General features: G+C 70.9%; 15 protein-coding genes. 7 read left to right on the top strand and 8 right to left on the bottom strand.

Going from position 1 to position 15,671, the window contains the following annotated elements:
* Positions 1-12: 12 nt before the first annotated feature.
* Both PSC72_RS04335 and mobA read right to left on the bottom strand, forming a co-directional pair.
* Positions 13-540: a metal-dependent hydrolase gene (locus PSC72_RS04335; RefSeq protein WP_274324668.1), complete on the bottom strand. Its 528-nt coding sequence runs from the start codon at positions 538-540 to the stop codon at positions 13-15.
* A gap of 126 nt (positions 541-666) precedes the next feature.
* Positions 667-1,296, bottom strand: a complete 630-nt coding sequence (gene mobA, locus PSC72_RS04330) for a molybdenum cofactor guanylyltransferase (protein ID WP_274324667.1) — start codon at positions 1,294-1,296, stop codon at positions 667-669.
* 154 nt (positions 1,297-1,450) lie between these two features.
* Between mobA and PSC72_RS04325 the strand changes: the two genes are divergently transcribed.
* Positions 1,451-2,287, top strand: a complete 837-nt coding sequence (locus tag PSC72_RS04325; protein WP_274324666.1) for a molybdopterin synthase — start codon at positions 1,451-1,453, stop codon at positions 2,285-2,287.
* An 18-nt stretch (positions 2,288-2,305) separates the two neighbouring features.
* Here PSC72_RS04325 and PSC72_RS04320 read toward each other — a convergent pair whose 3' ends face one another.
* The 6 genes from PSC72_RS04320 to PSC72_RS04295 all read right to left on the bottom strand — a co-directional run bounded on the left by PSC72_RS04320 (position 2,306) and on the right by PSC72_RS04295 (position 7,371).
* Entirely contained in the window at positions 2,306-2,560 is a 255-nt protein-coding gene (locus tag PSC72_RS04320) for a PRC-barrel domain containing protein (protein WP_274324665.1), read from the bottom strand.
* 72 nt (positions 2,561-2,632) lie between these two features.
* Entirely contained in the window at positions 2,633-3,817 is a 1,185-nt protein-coding gene (locus tag PSC72_RS04315) for a tellurite resistance/C4-dicarboxylate transporter family protein (RefSeq protein WP_274324664.1), read from the bottom strand.
* 97 nt (positions 3,818-3,914) lie between these two features.
* Positions 3,915-5,159, bottom strand: a complete 1,245-nt coding sequence (locus PSC72_RS04310; RefSeq protein WP_274324663.1) for a molybdopterin molybdotransferase MoeA — start codon at positions 5,157-5,159, stop codon at positions 3,915-3,917.
* Between the two features lie 67 nt (positions 5,160-5,226).
* Positions 5,227-5,460 (bottom strand): DUF7511 domain-containing protein, encoded by a 234-nt coding sequence (locus PSC72_RS04305; RefSeq protein ID WP_274324662.1) that lies wholly within the window; start codon positions 5,458-5,460, stop codon positions 5,227-5,229.
* A gap of 94 nt (positions 5,461-5,554) precedes the next feature.
* Complete coding sequence (locus tag PSC72_RS04300; protein ID WP_274324661.1) at positions 5,555-6,724, bottom strand: P-loop NTPase; 1,170 nt, start codon at positions 6,722-6,724, stop codon at positions 5,555-5,557.
* Positions 6,721-7,371, bottom strand: coding sequence for a helix-turn-helix domain-containing protein (locus tag PSC72_RS04295; RefSeq protein ID WP_274324660.1), 651 nt, complete (start codon positions 7,369-7,371; stop codon positions 6,721-6,723). The genes PSC72_RS04300 and PSC72_RS04295 overlap by 4 nt, the downstream gene beginning before the upstream one ends.
* A 303-nt stretch (positions 7,372-7,674) precedes the next feature.
* On the opposite strand from PSC72_RS04295, the gene PSC72_RS04290 reads away from it, so the two are divergent.
* From PSC72_RS04290 to PSC72_RS04265, 6 genes are read left to right on the top strand one after another with little or no spacing between them, the layout of a single operon-like run.
* Positions 7,675-10,860, top strand: coding sequence for a molybdopterin-containing oxidoreductase family protein (locus tag PSC72_RS04290; RefSeq protein ID WP_274324659.1), 3,186 nt, complete (start codon positions 7,675-7,677; stop codon positions 10,858-10,860).
* Positions 10,860-12,035, top strand: a complete 1,176-nt coding sequence (locus tag PSC72_RS04285; RefSeq protein WP_274324658.1) for a 4Fe-4S dicluster domain-containing protein — start codon at positions 10,860-10,862, stop codon at positions 12,033-12,035. Before PSC72_RS04290 ends, PSC72_RS04285 begins: the two co-directional genes overlap by 1 nt.
* Positions 12,032-12,892 carry a TorD/DmsD family molecular chaperone gene (locus PSC72_RS04280; protein ID WP_274324657.1) on the top strand — a complete coding sequence of 287 codons (861 nt, stop codon included), beginning with the start codon at positions 12,032-12,034 and terminating at the stop codon, positions 12,890-12,892. Before PSC72_RS04285 ends, PSC72_RS04280 begins: the two co-directional genes overlap by 4 nt.
* Positions 12,882-13,940, top strand: coding sequence for an ethylbenzene dehydrogenase-related protein (locus PSC72_RS04275; protein WP_274324656.1), 1,059 nt, complete (start codon positions 12,882-12,884; stop codon positions 13,938-13,940). The genes PSC72_RS04280 and PSC72_RS04275 overlap by 11 nt, the downstream gene beginning before the upstream one ends.
* Positions 13,940-14,965 (top strand): HEAT repeat domain-containing protein, encoded by a 1,026-nt coding sequence (locus PSC72_RS04270; RefSeq protein WP_274324655.1) that lies wholly within the window; start codon positions 13,940-13,942, stop codon positions 14,963-14,965. Before PSC72_RS04275 ends, PSC72_RS04270 begins: the two co-directional genes overlap by 1 nt.
* Positions 14,962-15,630, top strand: a complete 669-nt coding sequence (locus tag PSC72_RS04265; protein WP_274324654.1) for a hypothetical protein — start codon at positions 14,962-14,964, stop codon at positions 15,628-15,630. The genes PSC72_RS04270 and PSC72_RS04265 overlap by 4 nt, the downstream gene beginning before the upstream one ends.
* Positions 15,631-15,671 lie beyond the last annotated feature (41 nt).

Genomic DNA, 15,671 nt, shown 5'->3' with positions numbered 1-15,671 from the left:
CGAGGCCGGACGTCAGGCGCCCCCCGTTCGCGACGCTCCTCGCCTGTCGAACGCGCTGTAGGCGACCACGAGGTGGACGACGATCATCAGCGAGAGGAAGCCGACGTTCCACCAGGGGTTGTTGTAGTAGAGCACGTCGATCCCCAGAGATCCCTCGAAGAACGGCCACAGCGGCTCGATCGGCGTCGAGATGTCCGGCGCCGACAGCATGTCGGCGAAGACGTGGCTCAGCCCGCCGACGGCGAACGCGACCGTCGCGAACACGAACGTCCGGCCCGTCTCGAAGCGCTGGGCCGTCCAGTCGTCGATGCGATCGGTGAGCGTCGCGGCCACTATCGCGCCGGCGACGACGCTTATCGTCACGACGAACACGATGGTGTGGGTGACCCCGTGGTGATGGACCGCGTTGGGAAACGCCGTCGAGAGGAACGTGTCTACGTCCGGAAACGGCGCCATCAGGACGGCGAACACGACGAAGAGCGCGCTCGCGTGTTCGTCCCAGAGGAGCCACCACGCCGGGAGCGCCCAGAGCAGTCCCATCGCAAGGTGTCCCATCACGTCGACCATGTCGGGCGGAAATAGGGACGCACCACGGAAAGGGCGGGGGCCTGCACACGAAGCCTGAGGGCGGCAATCGCCGGCGCAGTGGTCGGTCCCCGCGAGCCGTCAGTCGTCGCGGAGCGCCGCGAGGTCGGCCCGCGTGTTCACGTTCGTCGTCGCCGCTCCCAGCGGCGCGTCGGTCTCCGCGGCCGCGAATCGCTCGACGGTCAGTCGGTCGAGCAGCGCCATCATCGCGCCGTCCTCCGAGAGCGAATCGAGCGCCGGACCGAACGCCGAGCGCCGGTAGAGCGCGTGGAGCGGCTGATCGTAGCCGTCGACGACAGGCACGACGGCGTCGAGTTCGCAGTCCCCGTCGACAGCGGCCGCACGTGCGCACAGCGCGTCGACGCTCTCGGGCGTGACCAGCGGCATGTCGCAGGCGCAGACGAACAGCCAGGGGGCGTCGACCGCCTCGGCGGCGGCCGCGAGACCCGCCAGCGGGCCCGAGCGGCCGACCCCGTCACGGACCGTCTCGACCGGCCGACCGAGCGCACCGCACAACTGCTCGGCCTGCGAGTCGGTCGCGACCGAGAGGACTGGCGTCCCGTCGGTCGCCTCGGCGACTGTCTCGACGACGTGTGCGACGACCGGCCGGCCGTCGAGCCGCGCGAGCGCCTTGTTCTCCTCGCCGAAGCGGGTGCTCCGCCCGCCGGCGAGGACGACCCCGCGGACCCGCTCCGGTGGCGACGCTGCCATCGAGGCGGGATAGGACGGCCGTCGGTATGTCACTGTCCCATTCCGACCGGCGTCGCGCAGGTCACAGACGACGGCAACCGAACGACGGTCGTCGGCCGGGAGTCCCGAACACGGCAGGAGGAATTTACATGGCGGAGGAACTCCCAGTCGGAGTATGCAGGTCCTGGGGATCGTCGGGCCGTCGGACTCGGGCAAGACGACGCTGGTCGAGCGACTCGCCGAACGGCTGTCGGCCGAGGGGCGCGTCGCCACGGTCAAACACCTGAAGACGGATCCGACCGTCGACACCGAGGGGAAAGACACCGCTCGCCACCGCGCGGCGGGCGCCGACGCGACCTACGGCATCACCGACGACGCCGGCTGGTTCGCCACCGGCGCCGACCGGACGCTCGACGGGACGCTCGACGACCTCGCGCCGGACTACGACTACGCGCTGATCGAGGGCTACAGCGACGCCGAGATCCCGACCGTCGCGCTGGGCGGTCGCGACCACGCCGGCGAGGCGGTCGCCACCGCGTCCGAGGCCGACGCGGTCGACGTCGGGAAGGTCGTCGCGGCCCTGGACGGCCTCGAACCGTACGAGTGCCTCGCCTCGCTCGTCGCCGAGGTGAAGCGCTCGGCCGACGCCCGCTACAGCGGCGCGATCGCCACGTTTACCGGGCGCGTCCGGATGCAGGACGGTCCTGACGACGAGCCGACCGAGCACCTGGAGTTCGAGAAGTACGACGGCGTCGCCGAGGACCGGATGGCGACGATCCGCGAGGAACTGGAGGCCCGGGACGGCGTCCACGAAGTCCGGATGCACCACCGGACCGGCGTCGTCGAGGCCGGCGAGGACATCGTCTTCGTGGTCGTCCTCGCCGGCCACCGCGGGGAGGCCTTCGAGACGGTCGAGGACGGCATCGACCGGCTGAAAGACGAGGTGCCGCTGTTCAAGAAGGAGGTCACCGTCGACGACGCCTTCTGGTCACACGAGCGACCCGAGACCTGACGCCACACCGAACGCGCGCTACCGGTCGACCTGGACGTCCTGTCGCAGGACGATCTCGTCGTCGGTGACCTCCTCGACGTACTCGTCCCGCAGGGGCGCCTCGCGGATGTCCGGGTCGTCGTCCCAGCCGAGGCGCGCCTCGATCCGGTCGGTCCAGCTCGGGTGCGTGTCGACGTAGGCGGTGCCGTTCTCGAAGTCCTCGACGATCCCGATCTCGTCCCCGACGGGGTTGACCACCGCCTTTCCCACGTCGTCTTCGGTCAGGGTCGACATGCGCCGGAGTACGGGCGATATCGCCTTGACGGCTGGGCGCGCGTTCGCAGGCCGGGAGCGGCGGCCCCGGCGCTACTGGGTCGACCCGACGGTCGCCGCCGCCGCGTTGCGGCGGCCGAACAGGACGCGACCGGCCGCCCGGAGCGTCCCGAGCAAGGTCACGACCCAGATCAGCAGCGCGAACCACCCCCAGTACGCGGGGACGACCCGGAGGAGGCTGAACGTGTTGACGCCGGCCAGGTTCAGGGTGCAGGCGGTGTACATCCCCATCGGGAAGACCCGGCCCCACGCCGTCGGGGCGTAGACGTGGAGCCGGCGGCCGAAGCCCAGTCGCGACCACGGTAGCAGGAGCACCCAGACCGGCGGCCGCCCGTCGACGCCGCCGGTGAGGAACTTCCAGACGTCGACGGCGAGCAGGAGCGGGATCCACCACGAGGCGATCGCCCACGCGAGGAACGTCACGCCGAGGACGACCGGCGCGTAGGGCTCCCAGGCGGCGACGGACTCCAGGAGGGGACCGAGCGTGGCCCCGGCCAGCGTCGTGATGGCTGCGGCGCCCATCGTGATCCAGTAGGGGCCGGTCCAGTCGTCTGGGCGGACCGCTCCGTCGAGCAGGCGGTAGGTGACGACGGTGACGACGACGAAGTAGAGGACGTACCCCGACCCGAAGTAGCTCATGCTCGTGAGGAGGAGCACGTCCGTGTAGGCGGTCGTCGCGTCCGCGAGCATCCCGCCGAGGACCGCCAGCGACTGCATGCAGACGATGACGAGCAGGAAGGCGCCGTCGATGCGTTCGCTCACGCCGACCTCCGAGGGCCCGACGACTTCGGTCGCGAACAGGTAGTACAGGAGCAGCGGCGTGGCGACGACGGTCGTCAGCCACAGGCCCGCGGCGACGGCGACGGCGTCGAAGAAGACGAGGGACTGCACGCCGACCGTGTTCGTGGCGACGACGAACGTCAGCGTCCCCCAGTGGCGCTCCCTGTCCCGGAGGTCCGCGAGCACCCGATCCGGATAGCGGCCGAGCCGCGCGCCGAACAGGACGAGCAACAGGACGTAACAGCCGACGTTGAACGCCGCGAGCGGCAGCGAGACCGCCTCGACTCCCAGTTCGCGGAAGGCGATGGAGACGATGCCCGTCGACATGACGAGGCCGAAGTACGCGGGGTCGAGCCCGCGGAGCGCGCGTGCGAGGCTCTCGGTCGTCGCCGGGCCGGTCGCCTCCGACTCCGGGACCTGATCGGCTTCGTCGGGCATGACTGGGATGACTCGTCCGCGTCTGGTCCGTCCAGCCGCAAGTGCCTGTCGCTGTCCTCGCTCCCGCCAGTGCGGCGACGCGGCGACGGCCTCCCGATCAGACGAACGGTTCCCAGCGCTGGACGACCACCGGTTCGCCGGCGGCGACGCCCTCCAGGCTCTCGGGGACGACCACCCAGCCGTCGGCGGCGGCGACCGACGACAGCGCGCCGGCGCCGCCGCGAACCGGTTCGACGGTCCCCTCGCCGGTCCTCCGGACTCTGACGAACGAGCGGACGCCGACCTCGCCGGCGATCTTCCGGTCGAGCGTCGCCTCGAACTCGGGGAACGGTTCGGGGTCGAACCCGCCCGCGCGGGCGACCGCGGGGCGCAGCAACTGGACGGCGGTCACGAGACAGGAGACGGGGTAGCCGGGCAGCGTCAGCACGGGCGTCCCGTCGACGACGCCGTAGCCGACGGGGTGGCCCGGCTTGAGCGCGACGCCGTGGCCCAGCACCTCGCCCAGGTCCGCCACGACGCCGGCGATCAGGTCGCGCTCGCCGACCGAGGACCCGCCGGTCGTGACGACGACGTCGTGGTCGGCGTCCCGCTCGATCGCTTCCCGCAGGGCGTCCTCGTCGTCGCCGACGACGTCGCGGTAGGTCGCCTCGCCGCCCCAGCGCTCGACGAGGCGGGAGACGGTCAGCCCGTTGGTCTCGGTCGTCTCGCCGTAGCCGGGGTCGAAGTCGACGAGTTCCTCGCCGGTGGGGACGACACTCACGCGCGGGCGAGGCCGGACCGGCACCGAGCGGTGGCCGGCGGCCTTCAGCAGTCCGAGATCCGAGGGGCGGAGCCGCCGGCCGGCCTCGAAGATCCGCTCGCCTGACTCCACGTCTTCGCCGGCGGGCGCGACGTTCTCCCCCGGCGGCACCGCGGCCGCAATCTCGACCCGGTCGCCGCGGGTGTCGGTCTCCTCGACCTTCACCACCGCGTCGGCGCCGTCGGGCATCGGGCTCCCGGTGTGGACGTACCCGGCCTCCCGGGGGCCGACCTCGCCGTCGACCGCGTCATCAGAACTCCCAGAGTTCTGATTGCACGTCGGACCGAGTCCGACGGCGTCCAGGACGACCGGCGAGCGGCCGCTCGCGTCGTGCGTGTCGGCGGCGCGGACGGCGTAGCCGTCCATCGCCGCGCGGTCGAACCCAGGAACGTCCCGTCCGGCGTCGACCGGCGCCGCGACCGTCCGCCCGACGGCGTCGGCGACGGCGACCGATTCGGCCGCCTCGGGCGGATCGACGACGGACAGCAACTCCTCCCGCGCCGCCGCGAGGCGCGTCACCTCCGCGAAGCCCTCGTGTCCCATTACCGGCCGTTCACCGCCGATCGACTAAAGCGGCCGGGAAGCACGGCCGACGTGGCCGCCGCGGGGGTCACCGCATCGAATCGACGTCGACGACGAGGCTCCGGTCGACGGAGATCCACGTCGACATGCGCTCGACGCCCGTCGCGTCTGGCGGGTGGATCGTACACCGGTCGGGCCTGTCGGTGTACCGCACGAGCGCGAGTTCGAGTTGCGGGGAGTCGGACCCGCCGGGCCGGTCGTCGATCGACGGGGCGGATCTGTCGGGGAACGAATCGTCGTCCGACCGCGTGCGTCCGGACATCGTGATGGTCAGGTGAAGCGTCGGGAGGGGTTCCTATGACGGCTGCTATGAATGCTGTATAGCCGTACGTAGGACGGGGAAGCCAACCCCCGACCTACGGACGGACGGTCCGGAGCACCCACGTCTCGGGATTCGCCCGTTCGACCTCGAACGGCGAGACGTCTGCGGGCTCGTCGGCCCGAGCGGAGAGCGTGGCGATGAACGACCGCACCGGCGTCGGGTCGCGGTCGCTGACCAGGACGAACTCCTCGCCCGGGTCGGTCGCGTCGAACGCCTCGCGGACGCGGCCGTGGCGGGCGTCGGCCGCGACGCCGCGGAGGTCGACCGCGTCCGCGGGCACGTCGACCGCCCAGACCTCCTCGACGCGGTCGCAGGCGTCCTCGCCCAGTTCCTGCATCTGATCGGGCAACTCCCCGGGGCGGGGCGTCCCCTGCACGCTCGGGTCGAAGTCCAGTTCGGCGAGGACGGGCGCGTCGAGGTCGTCCAGGGGGTCGCCGTGCTCGAAGAGGTCGTGCTCGTCGCCGCAGGTCGGGCAGGTGAACCCGGCCATGTTGACGGTGACGCCGAGCACCGGCACGTCGTTGTCGCGGAAGAGTTCGAGCGAGCGGGCGGTGTCGGTCACCGACGCGTGGAAGGGCGTGGTCACGAAGACGACGCCGTCGAGGTGGACCTCCTGGAGCGTCGTCAGCACCACGTCCCCGGTGCCCGGCGGCATGTCGACGACGAGCGCGTCCTGGTCGCCCCAGGCGGTGTCCTCGAACAGCTCCGAGAGGGCCTCGTGGGCCATCGCGCCGCGCCACGCCAGCGGCGCGCCGTCCCGCATCAGCCCGACGCTCATCACGTCGAGGTCGTCGGCCGCGACGGGGAGCGGGTTTCCGTCGTCGTCGGAGTAGACCGGCCCGTCGACCTCCAGCAGTTCGGGGACGTTCGGGCCGTGGACGTCGGCGTCGAACAGCCCCACGTCGAGGCCGGACTCGGCCATCGCGCAGGCGAGGTGGGTCGCGACGGTGGTCTTGCCGACGCCGCCCTTCGCGCTGGCGACGGCGATCACCCGGTCGACTTCGGCGAGGCCCGGTGCGCCGCCGTCCCGTCCGCTCGCCTCGCCGTCGATCGGTTGGGCGCCGTCGGGGCCGTCGTGGGAGTGAGTCTGTTCGTTTGCGCCCTGGTGAGCGCGGTCGCTGTGGTCGTCGTGTTCGCAGTGGCGATCGCGTTCGCGGTGGTGGTCGCGCTCGCTGACTCCGCGGTGGCCGTTCTGTCGGGTCACGCCGACCCCTCCAGCAGCGAGGCGAGCACCTTCGACTGCGCGGAGGCGAGGTGCTCGGCGAACGTCGACGGCGAGATGTCGAGTTCAGCGGCGACCTCCGTCGCGTTGGCCGACCGCGGACGCCTGAAGTACCCCATGTCCATCGCCGTTTCGAGGACCTCCCGCTGTCGGTCCGTGAGCCGCCCCCGGTCGACCGTCACGAGGTCCTCGTCGCCGTCGTCGCCCGTCCGCGCGATGCGGTCGATCCGGACAGAACCGTAGGCCTCGTTCATCTCGTCGACGACCCCCCGGACCGTCTCGACGTCCGCCGCGTGAAAGCTCAGCCGGAGCGTCCCGCGCGAAGCGCCGACGTCGGTCACCGGCGTGCCGTGGCGTTCGACGCGGTCGCAGACGCAATCGTTCTCCCGGCGGGAGAAGCGGACCCGCTCGGACCGGTCCGTCTCGAAGACCACAGACGCGTCTGCGGGCAGCGCCCCGTCGTCCGCGTCGCCGGCGAGGTCGAACTCCTCGACCACGCCGTCGCCGGCGCGACTCCAGGTGACCGACCGCGCCACGGCCCCGTCGCCGGTCGCGGACGCGACCGGGCAGGCGTCAGCCGCCTCGATAGCCAGTCTGACCCGAATGCCGCCCGTCGATTCGGCTTCCATACGGGGACGCACGTCTCCTGGGACAGTGAACCCCGTTCCGCGGTCCCACTGGCTGGGAAGCGAGCCCGAACGTGTTCGTCTCCTTCCCCAGCGTGGCAGACGCCCGCGGCGATCGCTCGGGGCAGGGTCACCCGACCACACATAAACCCCCGCAGTACTCGGGTCCGGAGACCACAGGGGGAACCAGAACATTTTCGCCCCGGTTACAGCGGTGCTGGAACGCGCTCGTGGGTTGACGTGGGGAGCGATCCCAGGATCAGGTATGCGCCAGACAGTGGCGAGAGACCGCGGAGGTGACCGGGCGTGACGCTGTCGCGACGCGACTTCCTGGCGGCCGCCGGCGCCGGGAGCGTCGGCGCGCTCGTCGGGACGGCCTGGGGCGCGACGCAGGCCGTCGACCCCGTCACGTCGGTCGACAACCCGCTCAAATCGTACCCCAACCGCGACTGGGAGCAGGTGTACCACGACATCTACGACTACGACGAGGTGGACTGGACCGTCTGTCACCCCAACTGCACCCAGTCGTGTGCGCTGAACTTCTACATGAAAAACGGCGTCCCCATCAGGGCCGAGCAGGTCTACCACAACGAGGACGCCTCGGTCGGCCCCTCCGGGTACGAGGACGCCGGCGTCAGCCAGCACTGGAACCCCCGCGGGTGCATGAAGGGGCTGACGCTCCACCGCCGGACGTTCGAGCCCTCGCGGATCAAGTACCCGATGGTCCGGAAGGGGTGGGACCCGGACGACCCCAACCCGGAGGGCCGCGGCGAGGACGAGTTCGAGCGCGTCTCCTGGGAGGAGGCGGTCGACCTCATCGCCGAGAAGATGGCCAACCTGGAGGACAACAAGCGCTTCCACATCTTCAACGCGATCAAGGCCGACGGGCTGTTCACCCGCCACGGCTCCGGCCGACGGCTCGCGTCGGTCTTCGGCGGCTGCGAGTGGACCGAGTACGACTGGTACGCCGACCTGCCGCCGGGCCACGTCATCACGACGGGGTACCAGACATCCGACTCGGACGCTTCGGCGTGGCGCCAGGCCGACTACACCATCATCCAGGGCAAGAACCTCATCCACAACAAGCTCGCGGACAACCACTTCCTGCAGGAGACCCGCGAGCGCGGCGGGAAGATGGTCGGCGTCTACCCCGACTACTCGCCGACGGTCCAGAAGTGCGACCGCTGGCTGCCCGTCCGGCCGGGGAGCGACCCCGCGTTCGCGCTGGGCATCGCCTACGTCATCATCGACGAGGAGCTGTACGACGCCGACTTCATGCGGAAGTACACGACGCTACCGCTGCTCGTCCGCGAGGACGACGGCAAGTACCTCCGCGCCCACGAGGTGTTCCCGGACCACGAGGCACCGCCGGAAGACGCCGAGAAACAGCACGAGGAGAACGACTGGGGCGACTTCGTCGCCGTCGGCGATGGAGGCGAACTCGTCGCGGTCACCCGCGAGGACGTCGGCGAGGAGACGCCGCCGACCCCGCAGTTGGACGTCGAACGGGAGGTCGAACTGACCGACGGGTCGACGGTCGCGGTGCGGTCGGACTTCGCCCGCCAGCGCGACAACGTCATGTCGAGCTACGACCCGGCGACCGTCGAGGACATCACGACCATCCCGGCGGACGCGCTGAAGAAGACCGCCCGAGAGTTCGCCGCGGCCGAGAATGGCCAGTGGTTCACCGGCGAGGGGATCAACCACTGGTTCCACTCCAACGACTCGCTCCAGCGGGCGATCTTCTTCGTCCAGTCGATGCTCGGAAACGTCGGCAGCCCCGGGCAGGGCTACTACAACTACTCCGGCCAGTACAAGATCGAACTGCTGGACGGCTACCCCCACTACGTCAACCCCGACGGCCACAGCGCCCACGGGATGTACCCCGGCTACGCCTTCGCCTTCTTCGGCGGCGAGAAGCTCGATCCCCACCAGATCCGCGGGGACTTCGACGAGGACATGGAACTGGTCCCGCAGGGCGACGCCGAGGAGCCAGTGATGCCGACCGAGGCGGAGTCGTACACGATGTCCAAGCCGGAGATTCTCTGGACGATGAACTGCAACCTCCTGAACCAGACGAAACACCAAGAGCACGTCATCGAGAACTTCGTCAAACACCCCGACACGGGCAACGAGTGTTTCGTCGTCTCGGACATGCACATGACCTACTCCGCCCGCCACGCGGACATCGTGCTCCCGGTGCCCTCGTGGCTGGAGTGCGAGTACCCCGACATCACCGTCGGCCCGGAGAACCCCTTCGTCCACATGGACCACGGGGTGATGGACCCCATCTACGACACCAAGCAGGACGGGGAGGTGGTCGCGATGGTCGCCGAGAAGCTCGACGAGAAGATCCCCCGGGAGGAGCGCAACGTCGACTCCTACCGGGCGTACTTCGACAAGTTCCTCGACGACGACAAGGACGTCACTGAGTACATCCAGGAGACGTTCGACAGGGGGATGACCACCCGCGGCATCGACGTGGAGGACCTGCGGGACGGCCCCGAGCGGCTCCAGTTGAAGACCTACCCGCGGATCCCCTTCTACTCGCAGATCCACGAGGACCGGCCGTTCTACACCAAGACCGGTCGGATGGAGTTCCACAAGGAGGAAGACCGGTTCATCGAACTGGGTCGCGACGACCTCGACCACGTCGAGAGCGTCGAGGGGACGCCCTACGGGGTCAACCAGAAGTGGGACGAGGCGAAAGACGAGGAGAACCCGCTCTATCACGACGAGGACAAGCAGTTCTACTACAACACGCCCCACCCGAAGTACCGGACTCACTCCTCGTGGGGGATGACCGACTGGAATCTCATCTGGTCGGCGCGGGACTTCGGGAGCGTCGACGCCGACCCCGAGGGGACCGAGCGGCTCGTCGACGACTTCTCGTTCCCGACCGGCGACGGCGAGACGGAGGACGCGCCGCCGCTCGGCGAGGCGTTCGTCGAGATCCATCCCGAGGACGCGGCGAACATCGACGTCGAGACGGGCGACTACGTCCGGATCACGGGCAAGCGCGGCGACCTCGTCGTCCGCGCGATGGTGAGCGAGCGCCAGCGGCCACGCTCGGCGGGGGACATGGGCCAACTCACGATCTGGCACGGCTGGTGGCCCCAGCACTTCCCCGACGACGAGGAGGACGAGGACGGGATCAAGGGGTACAACACGACGACCAACATCTGGCTCGACCCGCTGCAGGAGACCGACGACCTCGTCCACAAGGCCGTGTTCGGCGACCCGAACGTCTCCGAGGAGGTGCCCGAGGAGATCGCCTGGCACGGCGCGGAACTGGAGCACGGCTACGAGGAGACGGTCTGGGCGCCGACCGGGACCAACCGCGACGACCTCGTCGACGTCGAGAAGTACGCCGAGGCGGACTGGAAGCCCGCCGACGCCCGGAAGGACGACGCCTTCCGGAGCTACGTCCGCGGGTCGCTGCAGGACGGATCGGGCGGGTCGAACACGACGACGACCGGAGGTGACGACTGATGCCACAGGTCGAGAACCCACAACTCGGACGGAGCCACGACTACCCCTACGAGCACCGCGAGGAGGAACGCGACTGGCACTGGGGGATGGTCATCAACACGAACCGCTGTATCAACTGCAACACCTGCTCCTTTGCCTGCAAGTCCACCTGGACCAGCGGGAAGGGCGAGGAGTACATGTGGTGGATGAACGTCGAGACCGAGCCCTACGGCGGCTACCCGATGGGCTGGGACATGCGCCTGCTCGACGACCTGGGGGCGGGCGAGACTATCTTCGAGGCCGCCGAGGACGGCGAGCGCGTCCGCGGCTACATCGCCGACAAGGAGGAGTGGGAGTACCCCGCCCTCGGCGACGACCAGGTCCACGGCGAGTACCCCACCGGCGAGGTCGTCGAGAGCGACCTGGAGGAAGGAAAACACCACGACATCTGGCAGTTCTACCTGCCGCGGCTATGCAACCACTGCAAGAATCCGGCCTGTCTCGCGGCCTGTCCGCGCCAGGCCATCTACAAGCGCGAGGAGGACGGCATCGTCCTGCTCGACCAGGAGCGCTGCCGGGGCTACCGCAAGTGCGTGAAGGGCTGTCCGTACCACAAGCCGATGTACAACCCCGAGACGGGAGTCTCCGAAAAGCCCGTCGGCTGCTACCCCCGCATCGAGGAGGGGTTCGTCCCCCGCTGTGTCTCCTCGTGCATCGGGAAGACGCGCCTGCACGGCAACATCAATCGGGGACCCGACGCCCCCTCGCCCGGCGGCGACGCCCCGGGCGGCCGGTCGCCGATCAACTACCTCGTCCACTCGGACGAGAAGGTGGCTCTCCCCCTCTATCCGCAGTTCGGCACCCGCCCGCAGGTGTTCTACATGCCGCCGTACCACGTGCCGCCGGAGTTCCTGACCCAGATGTTCACCCCCAACGAGGAGGTCAAGCGCAACGACTGGCCCGGCGAGACCTACCGGGAGTCGATCGAAATCGTCCAGGAACGCGTTCGCAACCCCTCGCATCACGTCCTCGGGATCTTACAGCTGTTCGGCGCGACGACGGAGCTGATCGAGACCTACGAGGTCTCCGAGGAGCGCGTCAGGGGCTGGAACCGCGACGGCGAGAAGGTCGCGGACCTGCCCTTCGAGGAGGAACTGGAAGTCCGCGAGGGCGAGCAGTGGACCAACCAGCCATGACCCGACTCGACGAAGCGGACCACTCCGCCACGACAGGCACCGACGCGCAACCGTCCGGCGGGGACGGCGCCGGCAGCGATGCGTGCGCGGACCGCGCCGACAGCGACGAGCGCGCCCGCGACCCCGAAGCGGCCGAGGCGCTGCACGCGACGCGGGCGACCATCTACGGGGCGGTCGGCGGCGCCTTCTGCTACCCCGACACGGAGATGCGCGCGACGCTCACCGCTCACGACGCCCGCGACGGCGTCCTGCAGGCCGCGGAGCGGCTGGGGCTCCGCGACGAGGCCGAGCGGTTCCTCGACGCGTTCGCCGACGCGTCCGTCTCGGGCCTCGAATCGGCGTACAACGGGCTGTTCGGGCTCCCCGAGGGCGGCGAGTACCCCGTCGTCCCGTACGAGGCCCACTACACGACGGGCTCCGACGTGGGCGAGTCCCAGCGCCGCATCGCGGCGGTCGTCGGGCTGATGGAGACGTTCGGCGTCGAACCCGGCGCGGAGTTCGCGGAGCGCCAGGACCACGTCGCCGCCGAGTTAGAGCTGATGCAGGTGATCGCGGCCCAGCGCGCGGTCGCGATCCACGAGGGCGACGACGCGGCCGCCGACCGACTGGCCGCGGCCGAGGCGACGGTCCTGGACAAGCACCTCCGGGGATTCGTCCCCGCGCTCGCCCACGACGTCGAGCGGACGGTGGACGACGACGGTCCGGCGAGCTGGCGCGCCTACCGCGCGGCCGCGACGCTCGCCGCGGAACTCGTCAGACGCGACGACGCGGTCCGGAACGGGGACGAGAACCCGAACGACGAGGCCACCGGTGGCGACGGCGACGCCACCGCGGGGGTGAGCGACGATGCCGAGTGAGGACCGGGACGGCGGCGCGCTATCACGGGTCGCAAAGCGGCTCCCGCTCGACCGGGGCGCGGCCGTCCGCGCGACGACGCTGGCCGTCGTCACGGTCGCGCTCCTGCTCGCGGGGCAGGCGGCGGTCGGCGCGGCGGTCACGGGCGGGAGCCAGCCGGTCGCGAGCGTCCAGAGCGTCCCGACCGAGCCGACCGCGAGCGCGTGGAACGACGCCCCCACGCGGACCGTCTCGCTGTCGAAACAACAGATGGCGCCGCCGTTCGGCGGCGGGAGCGTCGACGAACTCGACGTGCAGACCGCCGCCAACGAGAGCCACGTCTCCGTCCGCCTCTCGTGGGAGGACCCCACGCGGAACGCGGACATCGCCGAACCGAGGAACTTCAGCGACGCCGCCGCGGTGATGCTGAAGACCGGCGAGCAGCCGCCGATCACCATGGGCGCCGCGGGCACGCCCGTCAACGTCTGGTACTGGCGGGCCAGCTGGCGACACGGGCCCCAGCAGAGCGACGGCGCCGGCGACATGTACGCCTACCCCCACAACGACTCGGTGACGATGCCCGGGCGGCAGGCGGGCAACCCGCTCTCGCGGGCCAGCTTCGAGAACGGCGCACAGAACTACTACGCGAAGGGGTACGGGTCGCTCAGCTACGCGCCCGAGCAGCCCGTCGAGGCGAGCGGCGAACGGACCGAGGACGGCTGGCGGGTCACCTTCGTCCGCAACCGGACCGGCGTCGGGCAGTACGACGCGTCGATCACCGACCAGAAGGTGTACCTCGCCTTCGCCGTCTGGAACGGGAGCGCCGACGAGGCCAACGGCCAGAAGTCGCTGACGCTCCAGTTCTCGACGCTCGACCCGTCGTCGGGCAACCTCTCGGTGCCCGACAGCGGCGGCGGGGCCGGGAGCGGGAGCGTCCTGCAGGTCGGCGGCAACGGGACCGGCGGCGGTAGCGGTCGCGACGGACGCCCGCTCGCGATCCCCGGGTTCGTCGGTGGCGTCGTCCTGTCTGCGTTGCTCGTGTGGCTCGTGACCTACTGGAGGGTCGCCTGATGACCGACGAGTACGCCAACTGGAGCGCCCGCGGCCGGGCGCCGGCCGACGACGAGGCCGGCCTCCGCGCGGCGCTCGACGGGGACCAGCCGCGCAAGCGCGAGGCGGCGCTGGCGCTCGTCGACGAGGCCGAGTCGGGCCTGGCCGACGCGACGGCGGAACGGCTCGTCGGTGCGGCCCGTTCGGCCGACGACGCGAAGACCCGGCAGTTCGCCGTCGAGGCGCTCGGGGTCGCGGGCCGCGAGCGAGAGACGATCGCGGCCGCGCTGGACGACCCCGACGAGTGGGTCCGCGCGGAGGCCGTCGTCGCGCTCTCGCGGGCCGCGCCGGGCGCGAGCGGGCAGTTGCGCGAGGCGCTGGCCGACGACCACCCGGCCGTCCGACGCAACGCGCTCATCGCGCTCGCGAAGACCGACGCCGCGGGCGCCGACCTGCTGGTCGACCGCCTGAAGAACGATCCCCGACCCGCGGTCCGCGAGTACGCCGCGCAGTTCCTGCCGGAGGAGGCGGAGACCGAACGGGCCGTCCGCCTGCTCGCCGCGGTGCTGGCGCGCGACCCCGGGTCGTTCGTCCGCGCGAAGGCGGCCGACGGGCTCGGCGACCTTGGCACCGACCGCGCCGAGGAGGCCCTGGAGACACACGGGCTCGACGACCGGAGCGACGACGTGCGCCGGACGGCCGAGCGGGCGCTCACCCGCTCGCGCGGGGTCGACCCGGAGAACCTCGACGTCGAGGGGGGTCCGCGGCAGTCCGGCGCGGCCGGCGCGGGGCCCGGTCGAGCCGGCGGACCCGAGAGCGGCCGGCCGCGACCGCCGGGCGGGGCCGACGCGCCGCCGGGTCGTCTCGACGACGGGCCGGGAGCGCCCCAGCCAGGTGCCGCGGCGGTCGACGGCGGGACCGGTCGTGTCGGGTCGCATCCCGGCCCCGATCCGCGACCGCAGGGACACAAGACGCCGAAATCGAACAGTCAGGGTGAGCATCGGCGCGACGACTCGGCGACCGACACCGGAGGTGACGACTCGTGAGCGACCAGTCAGATTCCACCGACCGCGAGACCTACTCGCTGGGAGCCCAGCCCGAGGCGACCGACCGAGGCGACGCTGCGTCCGACGGGCGGCGCGGCGACGCCAGCGACCTCGGCGACGAGGCGATGGGCGTCCCGATCCCGGAGGAACACGTCGGGGCGTTCGTGGCCGAGGCCTTCGAGGACCCCGAGCGCTCGACGACGTGGGCGGACGTGGTCGACGTGATGGTCGCCCCCGACGCCCGCGACGCGTGGGAGAAGCTTTCGGCCGCGGAACAGACCGTCGAGGTGCTCCGACAGGCCGCCGAGTACGACCGCCGGGCCACGGACGAACTGGAGCGGATCCCCGCGAACGCGAACGGGTCGACCCCCGAGATCCGGTCGGCATTCGAGGAGGCCGCGCGGTTGCGCCGCAACGCCGACGCGTTCCGCGACGGCGTCGCCGCCGCCTACGCCGAGGGCCGGATCGGCGACGAGGAACTCGTCGCGGCGGTCGAGCGGTCGGACTTCGACACCGGCCAGATCGCCCGACGCGAGGACGAACTGGAGCGGGTCACCTCCGCCTACGACTTCGACTACCGACCGTACGGCGGGACGCTGTTCGACGAGGAGCAGGCCGACGGGAGCGCGGACGGCCGCGACCCCGACGTCCCGGAGACGTTCTGAGCGGGGCGGCGTCACCGCGGACCGGCTCACGACCGAGCGGT

The sequence above is a fragment of the Halosimplex aquaticum genome (assembly GCF_028747785.1).
Classification (GTDB): Archaea; Halobacteriota; Halobacteria; order Halobacteriales; family Haloarculaceae; genus Halosimplex; species Halosimplex aquaticum.
The sequence above is the reverse complement of the archived record's forward strand: the minus strand, read 5'-3'. Positions and strand labels throughout refer to the sequence as shown.

What these genes read in the sequence shown, in the direction of transcription:
- PSC72_RS04335 (WP_274324668.1), bottom strand. Translation starts at nt 540, where the DNA reads ATGGGACTGCTCTGGGCGCTCCCGGCGTGGTGGCTCCTCTGGGACGAA.
- mobA (WP_274324667.1), bottom strand. Translation starts at nt 1,296, where the DNA reads ATGGCAGCGTCGCCACCGGAGCGGGTCCGCGGGGTCGTCCTCGCCGGC.
- PSC72_RS04325 (WP_274324666.1), top strand. Translation starts at nt 1,451, where the DNA reads ATGCAGGTCCTGGGGATCGTCGGGCCGTCGGACTCGGGCAAGACGACG.
- PSC72_RS04320 (WP_274324665.1), bottom strand. Translation starts at nt 2,560, where the DNA reads ATGTCGACCCTGACCGAAGACGACGTGGGAAAGGCGGTGGTCAACCCC.
- PSC72_RS04315 (WP_274324664.1), bottom strand. Translation starts at nt 3,817, where the DNA reads ATGCCCGACGAAGCCGATCAGGTCCCGGAGTCGGAGGCGACCGGCCCG.
- PSC72_RS04310 (WP_274324663.1), bottom strand. Translation starts at nt 5,159, where the DNA reads ATGGGACACGAGGGCTTCGCGGAGGTGACGCGCCTCGCGGCGGCGCGG.
- PSC72_RS04305 (WP_274324662.1), bottom strand. Translation starts at nt 5,460, where the DNA reads ATGTCCGGACGCACGCGGTCGGACGACGATTCGTTCCCCGACAGATCC.
- PSC72_RS04295 (WP_274324660.1), bottom strand. Translation starts at nt 7,371, where the DNA reads ATGGAAGCCGAATCGACGGGCGGCATTCGGGTCAGACTGGCTATCGAG.
- PSC72_RS04285 (WP_274324658.1), top strand. Translation starts at nt 10,860, where the DNA reads ATGCCACAGGTCGAGAACCCACAACTCGGACGGAGCCACGACTACCCC.
- PSC72_RS04280 (WP_274324657.1), top strand. Translation starts at nt 12,032, where the DNA reads ATGACCCGACTCGACGAAGCGGACCACTCCGCCACGACAGGCACCGAC.
- PSC72_RS04275 (WP_274324656.1), top strand. Translation starts at nt 12,882, where the DNA reads ATGCCGAGTGAGGACCGGGACGGCGGCGCGCTATCACGGGTCGCAAAG.
- PSC72_RS04270 (WP_274324655.1), top strand. Translation starts at nt 13,940, where the DNA reads ATGACCGACGAGTACGCCAACTGGAGCGCCCGCGGCCGGGCGCCGGCC.